Below are 13,677 nucleotides of genomic sequence, written 5' to 3' on the forward strand. Positions count from 1 at the left end.
TTATGAATTGGAACACCGAGTAAATTTCAGGCCGCTAAAGCAGTCTGCTATCAATTCAGCATTCTGAATTCACAATTCATACTTACCGCATGGCGGTGGCGCCTTTGATGTCTTTCTCCACGTACTTGGAGGGGCACTTCAACAGGATCTTATCGGCTACGAACACGTCGTTGCGCATGGAGCCCGTAATAACCACCTGCTCCGACTTGTCGAAGTCCTGGGGCTTGGGGTTGAAGTACACCACGCGCTGCGCCAGGCGGTTGGTATCTACCAGCGTGAAGGCGAAGTAATTGGGGTCGAGCGTAGGATTGTACTCCAGGCCCATGATGTTCTTCTGCGGGTCGCGGGGCAGGCGGCCTACCACGTGTACTTTAGCGGCGTTGCCCTCGGCGGCCAGCTCACGGGCTTCCTTAAACGACACATACTGGCTTACATCACCAGCCGTGGTAACCAGAATGCTGATAGCCACGGCAATAACGGCCAGAATGAGTAAATGTGATTTTTTCATGGCGCTACGAAGCGAAAAAAACTAGACGCCAGCCCCCCGGCCAGCGCTTCAGAACAACCAAACGGGCCCGAAAAATCCCCCGGGCCCAAGAAGGGAGAAAGTTTAGCGGTTGTGCACCTCTTTTTCGAGGCGGGTGAGCTTGCGGTCCAGGGAAACCAGGTACGCCAGCAGCCCCGCCAGCACCACGGCAATGACGGCCACCACCACGTAGATTTTTCCATCCTGCCGCAGGGTATCGGCCATTTCGGGCGCGTTGGCGGCCGGCTGAGCTACTGCGTGCCACACCGGCAGCAGCAACCCCAGCACCAGCAACAGAGCCGGTTTGGTTTTCGTGAATAAGACTTTCGATTTAAGACCCCAAGATTCTAAGACCCCAAGCCCCCAACTACGCAAGCTGTTTTTCATGAACATGTTGTTTTAAAAGGGACAGCCGCACGCTTAGCTGCGTAATCCAGACGCCCAGCAGCGTCCAGCCAAGCACGGCCGGGTAGAACACCAGCCGCATGTTGCTGTCAAGGTCGTATTTGGCGAAGGCAGGGTTGCCGCCCGCGCCGGGGTGCAGGGAGTCGGTGAGCCGAGGCAGGATAAAGAACAGCGGCATGGCCGCGGCAAAGGCGAAGATGTTGTAGATAGCCGACACCCGGGCGCGCTGCTGCTCGTCGGCAAACGAAGAGCGCAGCACCAGGTAGGCTCCGTAAATGAGCATGGCAATGGCCGCCCCGTTGAGCTTGGGGTCGTTGGTCCACCACGTGCCCCAGGTGTAGCGGGCCCACAGGCTGCCCGTCGCCAGCCCCACGATGCCCATCAGAATGCCCGTTTGAGCAAAGCCGTTGGAAAGGGTATCCAGCCGCTCCGAGGGATTACGCAGGTACCGAATCGAGTACACCACCGATGCCGTGAGGATAATGGTCATCCCGAACCACATGGGCACGTGGAAGTACAGGTTGCGGATAGTTTCGTTGAGGATAGCCAGCCGCGGCACCGGCAGCAGCAGGCCCGCCACCGCCGTGTAAAGCAGCAGAGCCACCGTCAGCACTTTCCACCAGTTGTTTTTCATAAGCACTTTGCTAGGAGCGGTTGGCTTTTAGCTTTTTTATGAATGAAAAGAGGCCGTTCGAAGTGTCAATAAAAAGATTGGAACCGGAAGAAGCTGTCGGCCAAGAACTACCAGTTAACGACCTTTAGCTCCGCCACAAAAAAGGAAACAGCACGTACGACACCGCCCCCACAATCAGGTTCAGGGCTACCAGTGTGAGCACCGAGCTACGGCTGGCCGACCACTCCAGCCCGTCCAGAGCGTTTTTGGATATTTTGATGAGCATGAGCAGCATCGGAATCATAATGGGAAAGCCCAGCACGGCCATAAGCGTATGGCTGTTGGTAGCCTTGGCCGCAATACCCGACACCAGCGTGAGGGTAGAAGCAAAGCCCAGCGCGCCTAGCAGCACCGTACCCACGAATAGGGGCACATCCTGCACCGGGTTGCCGAGCACCAGCGCATAGGCCCCGAAGGCTACCGTAGCCAGCACCAGCAGCAGCAGCGCATTGTACCCGATCTTGGCCAGAATTACGGCCTGGGGCTGCACCAGCGCGTAGTAATACAGCTGCCGACCCCGGCTTTCCTGCAGAAACCCTTTGGCTACGGCATTCACGGCCGTGAACAGCAGAATAATCCAGAACAGGGCATTCCAGGCGGGCACAGGCAGCTGGCCGCCGCGCAGGGCAAAGCTCAGATAGCACACAAACACCGTGCTGCCCACGTAGAGCAGCATTCCGCTCAGGGCCGCGCGCTGCCGCCATTCCAGACGGAAGTCCTTCTGCATCAAATACCAAATCTGGCTCAGGAGCGGCACGGCAACAGGGGTGGTGAACAGGACCGCAAAGATACTACACGATTGGTTAGGGGTAATCAGATGGACCTAAGATGTTCTTGCAAGGCAGGGAAAGTGCCCATCAAAAAGCCCCGCCAGCAACAGCTGACGGGGCTTCCCGGTACAATTGCATTCCGGCAGGAGTTGCCTGGGCTAAAAGTCGTAGCCAAGCGTGAAATAGAACTTCGGACCGGTTTGTTCCTCATCTTCCCGGCCCCAGGCTACGTCGAGCTTGCCATAGAAGCCCAGCAGGGTGGTCCGGGCGCCCAGGCCGTAGCCCAGCAGCAGCGGATTGCGGAAGTCGATAACGGTGGCGGAAAAGGCATTCCCGTTGCCCAGCACCTCACGCGTGTTGTAGGAGTTGTTTTCGTTGAAGGGGCTGGAGCCGGCATAGGCTGAGCCGGCGTCGGCAAAGGCCGTGAGTTGCAGATTACGGAAGAACCCCGACTCGATGGGCTTGCGGGAGAAATACTGGATGATGGGTACCCGCAGCTCAGAGTTGAAGAGCACGTACTTGGGGCCCGTGCGGGCATTGTAGTTGAAGCCGCGCAGGTTGGTCACAAACTCCTGGTAGAACACATTGGCCGGATGGCCCTGAAACAGGGCATCTTCGTCTCCGTCATAGCTCTTATTCAGCCAGTTGTCCATGCCGCCCAGGCGAAAGGTCTTGGTAGCATTGCCAAAGAAGTGGCCGTAGCTGGCGCGGTTGGCCCAAATGATCTGCCGATGGATTTTCTGGTAGTGCCGCAGATCCACGAAGAACTTACCAAAGCTCTGCTGCTCGTCGCGCATGGCGTGCAGCATCTGGGCTCCGGCCTTCATTCGGGTGCCTTCCAGCATATTCACGCCGGTGGCAATGGCGTTGTCGAACACCAACTCGGCGCTACCGCCTACAAAGTTTTCCACCACGTCCTTTTCGCTGAAGTCGGCCAGGCGGGAGCGGCGCACGTTCACGTAACGGCCAGCCATGCGCACGTTCAGGTTATGCGTGAGCGGATACGCAATGCGGGGAGCTACTTCGTGGCGCGTCAGGCGGTCGGTGTTAAAGTCGAAGTCCAGACTATAGGACTGCTTCTGGTAGCTGATGCCCCAGTCGTAGCGGTGACGCAGGTTGCTGTACTCGGCGAAAATGTTGCTGGTGCGGAAGTCTGTAAGCGCGAAAATACCGGCCCGGAAGCGGTGGTCTTCCATCAGATCCGACAGATTGGCTTGCCCAATGATGCCGAAGCCCAGCAGCGGATCCACGTACAGCGACGACACCACGTTGTCGATGCTGAACTGCTTGCCGTAGCGAAAAGGGCCAGCCAACGCAATACCGTCAGCGGCCGGAGCAGTGGCAGTGGTGCGGGCAGCTGTCCGGCGCTGCGTTCGGGTGGGCGGCGTATCTTCCTCGTACTGATAATCACCAACCTTTTTTGGCCGCCGGTGGTAGCCGTCTGGCCGGCGCGGGTTGTATCGGGCGCCACCGGAGCGGGGCGCTTGGGCGCCGGAGCCGGCTTCGAGCGTTCTTCCAGCGTTTCCTGGCGGGCCGTTTTGGCCAGCCGCAAGCCTTCGGGCAGCGGGTACGAGGCGTAACCATACACATAGTCACGGGCTTCGTCGGCAGCTATAAAGTCCAGAGCGCCGGTGGCAGCGCTGTAGTCGTAGCTGCGAATGTTGGGCAGAAAGCTGCTGACGGGCACGTACTGGCGCGTCGACAGGTTGTAGCGGTACAGGCTGCGTACGCCGCTTTCCTCGCTCAGAAATACTACTTCCATATCAGATATGGGCCGGGGCGCCGACTCGTTGGAAATCGTGCTGACGAGCTGCTCCACGGGCTGGGCCCGGCCATCGAGGTGGTACAGAAACAGGTCGTAGTTGTTGACGACGTTGGCAAAGTTGTTTTTCACGGTGCCGGTGGTATCGAGCCAGCGGTTGGAGCTGAACACTATGCCCTGGCCGCCCGGCAGAAAGGCTGGCTGCACGTCGTCAAACAAGTCGTTGGTGAGACGCTCGGGCGTACGGCTGCCGCTGCGCAGCAGATACAAATCGTTCTGTCCGTTGGCAGCCCCGCTGAACACCAGCGACTTGCCATCGGGGGAGTAATGAAGGCCTATTACCTGAGTGAAGCCGCTGAAGAGGGCCGTGTTGCCCTGGCGCCCGAACGGCAGCGCTTCTACCAGGCGGGAAAAGATTCCGCCCGCGCCGCGGTTGGTAGGCCGCAGCCGCAGATTGAGCTTGCCTTTGTTGGTCTCTACCACGGCCAGCTGCTCGTTGCTGCGCCAGGTAAGCACCGGCAGCCGGAAATCCACCTGCTGGTCGGGGGTTTTGTAGCCGCCCCGGTAAATGGTGTGCCGCCCGCTGCCATCGGTGTTGCCTACCACCACGCGGTAGCGGCCCCGGTCGTTGGTCACGTAGGCCATTTCCTTGCCGCTGGGGCTCAGGGCCATCTGCGAGTACTTGGCCCCGCGCCGGTTGCGCTTCACCAACTGGTTTTTGTCGTCGATGACGGTGAAGGGCGTTTCGGGCTGGGCGTTGAGCTGGCGGTAGTACGTCAGCCAGTCTTTGAGGAAGGTTTTGTAGGGTACGTTCAGCGAGGAGCTGATGCCGGTTTCCACGTCGCGGGTGATGCGCGTCAGATTCAGGATGTTCTGGATGCTGGTGTAGCCGTAGCGCTCCGCAATGTAGTTCCACACGCTCTGGCCGGCCAGTTCCTGGTTGCGGGCAAAGAACGCGGGGGCACGGTTGCCTTCAATCTGCTGGGTGAGGTTGCGCATGTACTCATCCATCTCCACGCTCCAGCCCTCGGCCGTATAGGCCGCGGCCCCGCTCACAAACCAGTCGGGCAGCTGCAGCAGGTAGTTGCTCTGGATAACTTCCTTCAGAGAGCCGCCATACATCATATCGTGCAGCAGCACGCGCGTAACCTGGTAGCTCACGTCGCGCTTGAGCACGGTTTGCTGGCCCTGGAAGGCTATCTGCACCTTATCCATGCGCAGCAGATCGGTTTCGCCGCCCATCTGGTACTTATCGGAGTTCAGCCCGATATTGCTCTGGCGCAGGTCCGACACCGAGTTGTAGAGCATGATGGTGGTTTTGGAATACGGATAGTACCCCAGTAGCGCCGTAATGCGCTGCAGCTCCTTCTCGGCGTACTCGGCCGTGCGGCGGGCCGTAGCCTCCCCTCCCGGGTAAAAGTAGATCGTGAAGTTGGACGTGCTGTAATAGCTCCAGTCGAACTGCTTGTACTGGATGCGCACCCGGCCAAACGGCTCCTGGGACGTTTGGGCCCGGCCCTCATACGGCAGAGCCACCAAAAGCAACAGCACCGCCAGCCACCAGCTGCTCGCCCATCGTGCGCAGGTTCCCGGCAGAGAAGTAAATACGTGCATCATTAAGCCAGAAGGAAAAGAAATCAGGAAGAAACCACCGCGGCCGGGGCCACTGCCGGGTACAACGAAAAATAGCGCCGGATATTGACTTCGGGCCACAACTCCGTAGTGCCTTCCAGCACATCGGCAAAGTGGCCGGCCAGCCCGGGCGCCATCAGCACGCCCTTGGAGCCAAAGCCGTTGCATATACTTAAAGAAGGCAACGCCGGATGCGTACCCAGCAAAGGTTTTCGGTCGCGCGTGGCGGGTCGCACCGCGGCCCACTGCTGCACTACCGTAAACGGCAAATCGGTGATATCCGCCAGGCGCTGGCTTAGCTCAGCCCGGGCCTCGGCGGTGGTGCCGGCCGCAAAGGGTGGCCAGCGGTAGGTGGCGCCCACGCGGAAGCGCCCGTTGCCGAGCGGCACCACGTATGCGCCTTTATTAAGTACTTCGGTTTCGGCCAGGCCGGGACATTCTACGTCCAGCACCTCGCCCTGGTTGGGCGTGAGCGGCAGCCAGTTAAACCACGGATTGTACCGGGCCGCCGCACCCTCGCAGAACACTACGTGGCCGGCGTGCACAGCAGTGCCGTAGGTTACACCGGCCGGGCCGATAACAAGCTGCCCGGGGTCAAAAGTTTCTTGCCGCAGCCATCCTTCGCGCAGGCCGGCAGCCGTCTGGGCCGCCAGTAGCTCGCGCACCCGCAGGTAGCCGCCGCCCGCAATCAGCATACCGCCAAAGGTTTGCCGCACCCCGGCCAGCGGCGGCAGCTCAGGACTGATTTCTGCCACGAAATCCTGCCAGGGCCGGTCGGCGCTGCGAGCCATGGCGTCGTTCTGATCAGCTACCGACGAAAACAGCTTGCGAATGGGCAGCAGGCGCAGAAATTCCTGCCCCAGCTCCTGCTCCTGCTGCTGGTAGTACGCCACGGCGGCGGGCAGCAGCTCGGCCATGCGCCAGCCCAGCGCCAACCGCTTGCCGGCCACCGGGTTCAGCAGGCCGGCCGCCACCGAGGAAGCTGTATCCGGCAGGCCAGGGTCGAGAACGAGCACGCGCCGGCCGCGCTGGCGCAGCACCGCAGCCAGCGTGGCCCCGGCCAGGCCGTGGCCCACGAGCAGATAATCGACGGACTGTGTCATGGCGGCCAAGGTACACAAGTACAACTCGAATGCGTACCTTTCCTCGCCTTTCGGCCCTGGTTGCGGGCCGTTTTTATTTTCGTTTATGCTCGTTTCCGGCTTTACTTTCAACGCCTTTTCCGAAAACACCTACCTGCTGCACGACGCCACCAAGGAATGCGTGGTGGTAGACCCCGGCTGCTACTCCCGTGACGAGCAGCAGGCCCTGCGGGAGTTTATTGCAGCGGAGCAACTGCGGGTAGTGCTGCTGGTGAACACCCACGCCCACATCGACCACGTGCTGGGCAACCAATTCATTCTGGATACTTACAAGGTGCCGTTTCTGCTGCACGAAGCCGACGTAGCCACGCTGCGGGCCGTGCAGACATATGCGCCTTCCTACGGGTTTGCGCAGTACCAGCCCGCTGATCCTACAGGCACCCTGGTCGCTGGTGAGCCGATACGCTTTGGCAACACAGAGCTGGAAGTGCGCTTTGCACCCGGCCACGCGCCCGGCCACGTGATATTCTATCATGCGCCTTCCCAGGTGGTTATCGGGGGCGACGTGCTGTTCCAGGGCAGCATCGGGCGCACCGATCTACCCGGCGGCGACTACGCCACGCTCATCCGCAGCATCAAAACCGAGCTGCTTTCCCTGCCCGACGAGGTAACTGTGTATCCCGGCCACGGCCCGGCTACTACCATCGGCGCCGAGCGAGTTTCCAATCCGTTTCTAAAATAGCATATGGCTATCCGAAAGCATCTGCCCAACGCGCTGACCTGCCTGAACCTGCTCTGCGGCTGCGTGGCCCTGAACCTTATCCTGAGCAGCAACCCGGCGCAGACCAGCGTGGCCGTGGCCGGCTTTGCCCCTATGTTCTCGGCCGCTACCTGGCAGCCTCTGGTGCATGCCGCCTACTTTATCGGGCTGGCAGCAGTGGCCGACTTCTTCGATGGGTTTGTGGCCCGGGCCCTGCACGTTTCGTCTCCTATTGGCAAAGACCTTGACTCCTTGGCCGATATGGTTTCGTTTGGGGTGGTACCCGGCGCAGTGCTGTTCAAGCTGCTGCAAATGGTGCTGCCGATGCATGATCTGCCCGCCGGCCTTGCTTACCTAGCTTTTACGGTCAGCATCTTTTCGGCCCTGCGGCTGGCGATATTCAACAACGACACCCGCCAGACCAACTCCTTCATCGGCCTGCCCACGCCAGCCAATACGCTGCTGGTGGTTTCGCTCCCGCTGATTCTGCTGAACGACCGGTTTGGCCTGCAGACCTACTTGCTCAATCCCTGGGTGCTGCTGGGCCTCACGGCGCTGCTGTCTTACCTGCTGGTGGCCGAAATTCCACTGTTCGCGCTCAAGTTCAAGAACTTCAGCTGGCAGGACAATTCTCTGCGGTTTATTTTCGTGCTGCTGTCGGTGGGACTGGTGCTGGCACTGGGCGCCACGGCGGTGCCGCTTATCGTGCTCCTGTACGTGCTGTTGTCGGTGCTGAAACCGAAATACGTGTAGCTGCACAATAGTTTGGCAACTGATTCGTTGAGTCTTCCGGCCGGCCGTGAACCTCGCGCCCGCCCGGCTTGTTGCCAGCCTATTGTCAATCCAGCATCTGAGTTTATTGAGAAACGATTTATGCGCTTTCGGTTTTTAGGATTGCTGCTGAGCTTTTTGTGCACCAGCCTGCACGTACGGGCGCAGCAGGCCGGCTTGGTGGCCAGCCAGCACACGCTGCACTGGAAAGGCTACCAAACCATCGAGTTGCCCAACGGCCGCAAGCAGCAGGTACCAGCTTTGCTGGAAGGAGGCTTTTTGCCCGGCCAGCTCGTGCCTTTCTACCAGTTCTCGGTGAAGGGCGCCGTGGCGCAAGGCGAGCTGCTGAACGCGGTATACGAGCCTTTGTCGGCGGCCGATGCGCGCCTGCTGACCAAGGCTACCGTGGCAGCCACGCCGGAAATCCGGCAGGTGACGGGCACAGCCAGCCGCCAGCAGCTCACCACCATTACGCTTACGCCGCTGCGGCGCTCCGGCAGCGGCCAGCTCGAAAAGCTCGTTTCCTTCACGTATTCCTACTCGCTGGGCCGCGGTGCGCAGGCCCGCGCGGCTCGTACGGCCCACGTCTACGCGGCCAACTCCGTGCTCAACCAGGGCCAGTGGTTCAAGATTGGCGTGCCGGAAAGCGGCATGTACAAGCTCGATAAAGCCACGCTAAGCAAGCTGGGCCTGGACGTGCAGAGCCTCGACCCGCGCCGCCTTCAGCTCTACGGCAATGCCACCGGTCAGCTGCCCCAGCTTAACAGCACACCCCGCCCCGACGACCTAGTGGAAAACGCCATCTACGTGTCGGGCAACGGTGATGGGAGTTTGGGTGATGATGAGTACGTGCTGTTTTACGCCCGGGGCCCGCACACCTGGGAAGCTGGCACGGCTACGCGGCCCTTCCGCCACCTCTACCACAGCTACACTGATACTGCCTACTACTTTCTGACGGTGGGCACCGCCGCCGGCCGCCGCGTGGCTCCGGCCGAAGCACCCATCGCCACGCCCACTGCCACCATCACGTCCTACCTCGACCGGCAGTTCCACGAAATCGACCTGTACAACCTGCTCAAATCGGGGCGACAGTGGCTGGGTGAGGCATTCTCAGGCGGCGACCAACAGGAATTCACCTTTTCCGGGCCCGACGTAGTAGCCGGCTCCCCGGTGCGCGTTACCAGCCTCACGGCGGCAGCCTCCTCTATCAATACCTCTTTCGGCCTGACGCTTAACGGACAGACCATCGGGACGCAATTCATCAGCAGAATAGAAGGGGGCTCTTTCCCTCTAGTTGCCAATCAGGCTCTGTCGACTTTCACGACAACAGCCAGCGGGACCGAGTTGAAGGTGCGGCTGGCTTACAACTCCAGTGGCGACATCACGGCCAAGGGCTACCTCGACTACCTGGAAGTGGTGGCTGAACGTCAGCTCCGGCTGGATGGGGCCGTGCGCGAGTTCCGCTCCCGCACCAATGTAGCCCCGGGCGCCGTCAGTGAGTTTGTGCTGGAAAACGCCGCCGATGCTACCGTGTGGGACGTAACCAACCCGCGCCGGCCCGCCCAGCGCCAGCTCACGAATGGCCGCTTCCCGGCTCCTTCCGATTCAGTGCGCGAGTACGTGGCCTTCCGGGGCAGCGCGTTTCCCGCGCCGCGTCTGTTTGGGAAAGTAGGCAACCAGAACCTGCACGCCCTTAGCCAGGGAAACCAGCTGGATCTGGTTATCGTGACGCATCCGCTGTTTCTGGCCGAGGCCGAGCGCCTGGCCCAGCACCGCCGCACCCATGACAAGCTCCAGGCCCAGGTAGTGACGACCACGCAGGTCTACAACGAGTTCAGCTCCGGGGGGCAGGACATTTCGGCTATCCGCGACTTTATGAAGATGGTGTATGAGGCCGACCAGCGCACTAGCAGCACGTCCAAGCTGATGCTCCTGCTGTTCGGCGACGCCTCGTACGACTACAAAGCCGACCCAACCAATGACGTCGAGTTTGAGCCTGGCTACTGGAAAAGCCGGCAGGTGAAGGACGCAGCCAATCAGAACTACGTGCCGGTGTACGAGTCGTACGAGTCGTTTAACCCCATCAACAGCTCAGCGCTGGTATCCTTTTCCTCCGATGATTATTTCGGGCTGCTGGACGATAACGAAGGCGAATGGGCGGAAGGCTCCGGTGGCAATTTTGAGCTGATGGACATTGGCGTGGGCCGCCTGCCGGTGCGGGCGCCCCAGGACCAGCCCCGCTCCACGTCCCAGGCCCGCTTGGTGGTGGATAAGCTTATTGCCTACGACCAGACTTCCGCATACGGCAAATGGCGCAACCGGCTCACCTTAGTCAGCGACGACGGGGATAACAACCTGCATACGCTCTATTCGGCCGAACTGCTGGCTGATATGATTCAAAGCACTGAGCCGGCCTACAATATCCATAAGGTATACTTGGATATGTACCCGCAGCAAGCCGTAGCGGGTGGCCAACGCTCCCCGGCGGCCGAAACGGCCATCGACCAGAGCATTGAGCAAGGCTCCCTGATTGTAAACTACTCGGGGCATGGCGGGCCGTTGGCCTGGGCCGATGAGCAGATCTTCACGAAAAGCTCCATCGAAAAGCTCCAGAACACCAACCGGCTCACGTTTCTGCTCACCGCTACCTGCGACTTCAGTATCTATGACGACCCCAGCATCGTCTCGGCGGGCGAAGTGGCGCTGACGGATGTTGCCGCCGGCGCTATTGCCTTGCTGACGACCACCCGCGTGGTGTACCAGCACAACAACCAGTTTCTGAGCAGCAGCTTCTACCAGGCTGCCTTTCCGCAGGCAGGCCAGCCATTGCCCCGCCTGGGCGACGTCGTTTCTCAAACGAAAAACGCCAGCGTCAGCGGCTCCTACAACCGCAACTTTGCTCTGCTCGGCGACCCTTCCATGCGGCTGGCTTACCCGGAATACGAAACCACGATCCGGCAAATCAACCAGAAAGCCGTTTCCCAGGGAACCACCCCGGCCGATACGCTGAAAGCTATGGCCACTGTGGAGCTGGCCGGCGACGTGTCGGACCGCAGCAGCCAGCTGGCCGCCGACTTCAATGGCACGGTGCAGATTACGGTGTTTGACAAGCCCACGCCCTTCACCATGCTCGGCAACGACAGCAGTGACGGGCAGCAGACGGTAGAAGTGCAGGAAAGCGTGCTATACGATGGACAGGCCACGGTGCGCAATGGCAAGTTCATTACGTCCTTCGTGATTCCGCGCGACATCAACTACAAGGTAGATGCCGGCAAAATCAGCCTTTATGCCTCGTCGGCCAGCCTGGGGCGGGATGCACACGGAGCCAACCGGGAAATCCTGATCGGGGGCGTCAATGGTGAAGCCCGGCGCGACACGATTCCGCCCACCATTCAGCTGTTCATGGATAATGAGTCGTTCGTGTTTGGCGGCCTCACCAGCCCTACCACTACGCTGCTGGCCGTGCTGCGCGACAGCAGCGGCATCAACACGGCCGGCTCGGGCATCGGTCACGAAATCACAGCCATTGTGGACAATGCCCCTACGCAGGTACTGGTGCTGAATGAGTACTACACCGCCGACGTAGACAACTTTCGGAGCGGACGGGTGCGCTACCTGTTCAAGAACCTCGCGCCCGGCCCGCACGTACTGCGCCTCAAAGCCTGGGACACGTTCAACAACTCGTCGGAGCAGGAGCTGGAGTTTGTGGTGGTGCGTAATGAGAAGCTGGCACTGGACCATTTGCTGAACTACCCCAATCCGTTTGCCGCCTCCACTACGTTTCACTTCGACCACAACCGCACGGGTGAGGAGCTGGACGTACAGGTGCAGATTTTCACCGTTACCGGCAAGCTTATCCGCACCCTGTCCGAAAACCTGGTCAGCAGCAAGTCGCACGTAGGCTCCCTGAGCTGGGACGGCCGCGACGAATTTAATGACCAGGTAGCCCGCGGCGTGTATCTGTATCGGGTGCACGTTCGTTCTCCGCGCGACGGCTCGCAGGTCAGCAAGTTCGAGAAGCTTGTACTGCTGCGCTAACCCCTTTCTTTGCCCTTCCCTATCACCACCATTTCACCCCTCAGTATGTTATCGAAGTTGACTGTACGGCTAAGCGTTGCGGCCGGGCTTTTCACTCTCTCTACGGGCGCTCTGGCCCAGCAGCGGGATGACCACGCTATTACGACGGCCGTGCCGGTGCTCACCCTCAGCCCCGACTCCCGCTCCGCTGCCCTGGGAGAGGCCGGCGTCGCCATTTCGCCCGATGCCAATTCGATGTACTACAACGCCGGTAAACTAGGCTTTATGCCCAATGCCACGGGCGCCTCGCTTTCGTACGCGCCCTGGCTGCGCCAGGTGACGGACGATATGGGCCTGGGCTACCTCTCGGGCTACCACAAGGTGGGCCAGCGCTCCGCCTTCGGGGTGTCGCTCATGTATTTCGACCTGGGTGAAATCAACTTCCGCGACATCAATAACGCCGACAACGGTACGTACAACCCCAAGGAATACTCGCTGAGCGTATCGTATGGGCAGCGGCTGAGCGAAAACCTGGGCGTAGGCGTAGCCGCCCGCTACATTCGCTCCAACCTCACCGGCGGGCAGGGTGATACCCGCCCTGGCAACGCCGCCGCCGTTGATCTGGGTTTGTACTATACCAAAGACCTGACCATCGGAGCCCAGGACTACAACCTGGCGCTGGGCGCGGCTATTTCCAACATCGGCAACAAAATCACCTACACCAACCCCGAGCAGGGCAACTTTTTGCCCGCCAACCTGAAGCTGGGTACGGCCATTACGAAAGAGCTGGACGCCTACAACAAGCTCACGCTCACGGTGGATGCCAACAAGCTGCTGGTGCCCAGCCCCTACTATGTAACGGGCGACACCACCGGCCGGGGCCGCCAGGTGCTGGAAGAAATAGACGCGGAAAACCGCTCCCGCGCCGGCAAAGGACTGGTCAGCTCTATTTTCAGTTCGTTTGGTGATGCTCCCGGCGGCTTCAAGGAAGAGCTACAGGAAATCAACATTTCTGCGGGCCTGGAATATTGGTACAATGATTTGCTGTCGGCCCGCGTAGGGTATTTCTATGAGCACCCACAGAAGGGGGCGCGTCAGTATCTGAGCTTCGGGGCCGGCCTGCGCTACCAGGTGTTTGGGGTAGACGCCGCTTATCTGGTTCCGAACAACAAAAACAACCCGCTTTCCCAAACCTTGCGGGTATCGTTGCACTTTAACTTTGCCGGGGCCGCCGATGCCGCCTCACCGGCCGGCGACCCGGCTCCCACGAACTAACATT

11 protein-coding genes are annotated in these 13,677 nt (G+C 60.3%); 4 read left to right on the plus strand and 7 right to left on the minus strand.

What is annotated here, in order from left to right:
• Positions 1–82 precede the first annotated feature (82 nt).
• The 7 genes from LRS06_RS06400 to LRS06_RS06430 all read right to left on the minus strand — a co-directional run bounded on the left by LRS06_RS06400 (position 83) and on the right by LRS06_RS06430 (position 6,871).
• Positions 83–508 (minus strand): cytochrome c maturation protein CcmE, encoded by a 426-nt coding sequence (locus LRS06_RS06400; protein WP_196955284.1) that lies wholly within the window; start codon positions 506–508, stop codon positions 83–85.
• A 102-nt stretch (positions 509–610) separates the two neighbouring features.
• Positions 611–814: a CcmD family protein gene (locus LRS06_RS06405; protein ID WP_257870723.1), complete on the minus strand. Its 204-nt coding sequence runs from the start codon at positions 812–814 to the stop codon at positions 611–613.
• Positions 815–893: 79 nt separating this feature from the next.
• Positions 894–1,565, minus strand: a complete 672-nt coding sequence (locus LRS06_RS06410; RefSeq protein WP_257870724.1) for a cytochrome c biogenesis protein — start codon at positions 1,563–1,565, stop codon at positions 894–896.
• Positions 1,566–1,689: 124 nt separating this feature from the next.
• Positions 1,690–2,331: a heme exporter protein CcmB gene (locus LRS06_RS06415; protein WP_257870725.1), complete on the minus strand. Its 642-nt coding sequence runs from the start codon at positions 2,329–2,331 to the stop codon at positions 1,690–1,692.
• A gap of 201 nt (positions 2,332–2,532) precedes the next feature.
• The gene (locus tag LRS06_RS06420; RefSeq protein ID WP_257870726.1) at positions 2,533–3,687 is read right to left on the minus strand and encodes a hypothetical protein; all 1,155 of its coding nucleotides are present in this window, start codon (positions 3,685–3,687) and stop codon (positions 2,533–2,535) included.
• Entirely contained in the window at positions 3,570–5,753 is a 2,184-nt protein-coding gene (locus LRS06_RS06425) for a hypothetical protein (RefSeq protein WP_257870727.1), read from the minus strand. The genes LRS06_RS06420 and LRS06_RS06425 overlap by 118 nt, the downstream gene beginning before the upstream one ends.
• 20 nt (positions 5,754–5,773) lie before the next feature.
• Positions 5,774–6,871, minus strand: coding sequence for an FAD-binding oxidoreductase (locus tag LRS06_RS06430; protein WP_257870728.1), 1,098 nt, complete (start codon positions 6,869–6,871; stop codon positions 5,774–5,776).
• A gap of 85 nt (positions 6,872–6,956) precedes the next feature.
• Here LRS06_RS06430 and LRS06_RS06435 point away from each other — a divergent pair, with 85 nt between their 5' ends.
• The 4 genes from LRS06_RS06435 to porV all read left to right on the plus strand — a co-directional run bounded on the left by LRS06_RS06435 (position 6,957) and on the right by porV (position 13,673).
• Positions 6,957–7,592, plus strand: a complete 636-nt coding sequence (locus tag LRS06_RS06435; RefSeq protein WP_257870729.1) for an MBL fold metallo-hydrolase — start codon at positions 6,957–6,959, stop codon at positions 7,590–7,592.
• A 3-nt stretch (positions 7,593–7,595) separates the two neighbouring features.
• Positions 7,596–8,363 carry a phosphatidylcholine/phosphatidylserine synthase gene (locus tag LRS06_RS06440; RefSeq protein WP_257870730.1) on the plus strand — a complete coding sequence of 256 codons (768 nt, stop codon included), beginning with the start codon at positions 7,596–7,598 and terminating at the stop codon, positions 8,361–8,363.
• Between the two features lie 120 nt (positions 8,364–8,483).
• On the plus strand, positions 8,484–12,419 hold the full coding sequence (gene porU / locus LRS06_RS06445) for a type IX secretion system sortase PorU (RefSeq protein ID WP_257870731.1): 3,936 nt from the start codon (positions 8,484–8,486) through the stop codon (positions 12,417–12,419).
• A gap of 57 nt (positions 12,420–12,476) precedes the next feature.
• Complete coding sequence (gene porV / locus LRS06_RS06450) at positions 12,477–13,673, plus strand: type IX secretion system outer membrane channel protein PorV (RefSeq protein WP_257870732.1); 1,197 nt, start codon at positions 12,477–12,479, stop codon at positions 13,671–13,673.
• Positions 13,674–13,677 lie beyond the last annotated feature (4 nt).

This window comes from Hymenobacter sp. J193 (genome assembly GCF_024700075.1).
Classification (GTDB): domain Bacteria; phylum Bacteroidota; class Bacteroidia; order Cytophagales; family Hymenobacteraceae; genus Hymenobacter.

What these genes read in the sequence shown, in the direction of transcription:
- LRS06_RS06400 (WP_196955284.1), bottom strand. Translation starts at nt 508, where the DNA reads ATGAAAAAATCACATTTACTCATTCTGGCCGTTATTGCCGTGGCTATC.
- LRS06_RS06410 (WP_257870724.1), bottom strand. Translation starts at nt 1,565, where the DNA reads ATGAAAAACAACTGGTGGAAAGTGCTGACGGTGGCTCTGCTGCTTTAC.
- LRS06_RS06415 (WP_257870725.1), bottom strand. Translation starts at nt 2,331, where the DNA reads ATGCAGAAGGACTTCCGTCTGGAATGGCGGCAGCGCGCGGCCCTGAGC.
- LRS06_RS06425 (WP_257870727.1), bottom strand. Translation starts at nt 5,753, where the DNA reads ATGATGCACGTATTTACTTCTCTGCCGGGAACCTGCGCACGATGGGCG.
- LRS06_RS06430 (WP_257870728.1), bottom strand. Translation starts at nt 6,871, where the DNA reads ATGACACAGTCCGTCGATTATCTGCTCGTGGGCCACGGCCTGGCCGGG.
- LRS06_RS06435 (WP_257870729.1), top strand. Translation starts at nt 6,957, where the DNA reads ATGCTCGTTTCCGGCTTTACTTTCAACGCCTTTTCCGAAAACACCTAC.
- LRS06_RS06440 (WP_257870730.1), top strand. Translation starts at nt 7,596, where the DNA reads ATGGCTATCCGAAAGCATCTGCCCAACGCGCTGACCTGCCTGAACCTG.
- porU (WP_257870731.1), top strand. Translation starts at nt 8,484, where the DNA reads ATGCGCTTTCGGTTTTTAGGATTGCTGCTGAGCTTTTTGTGCACCAGC.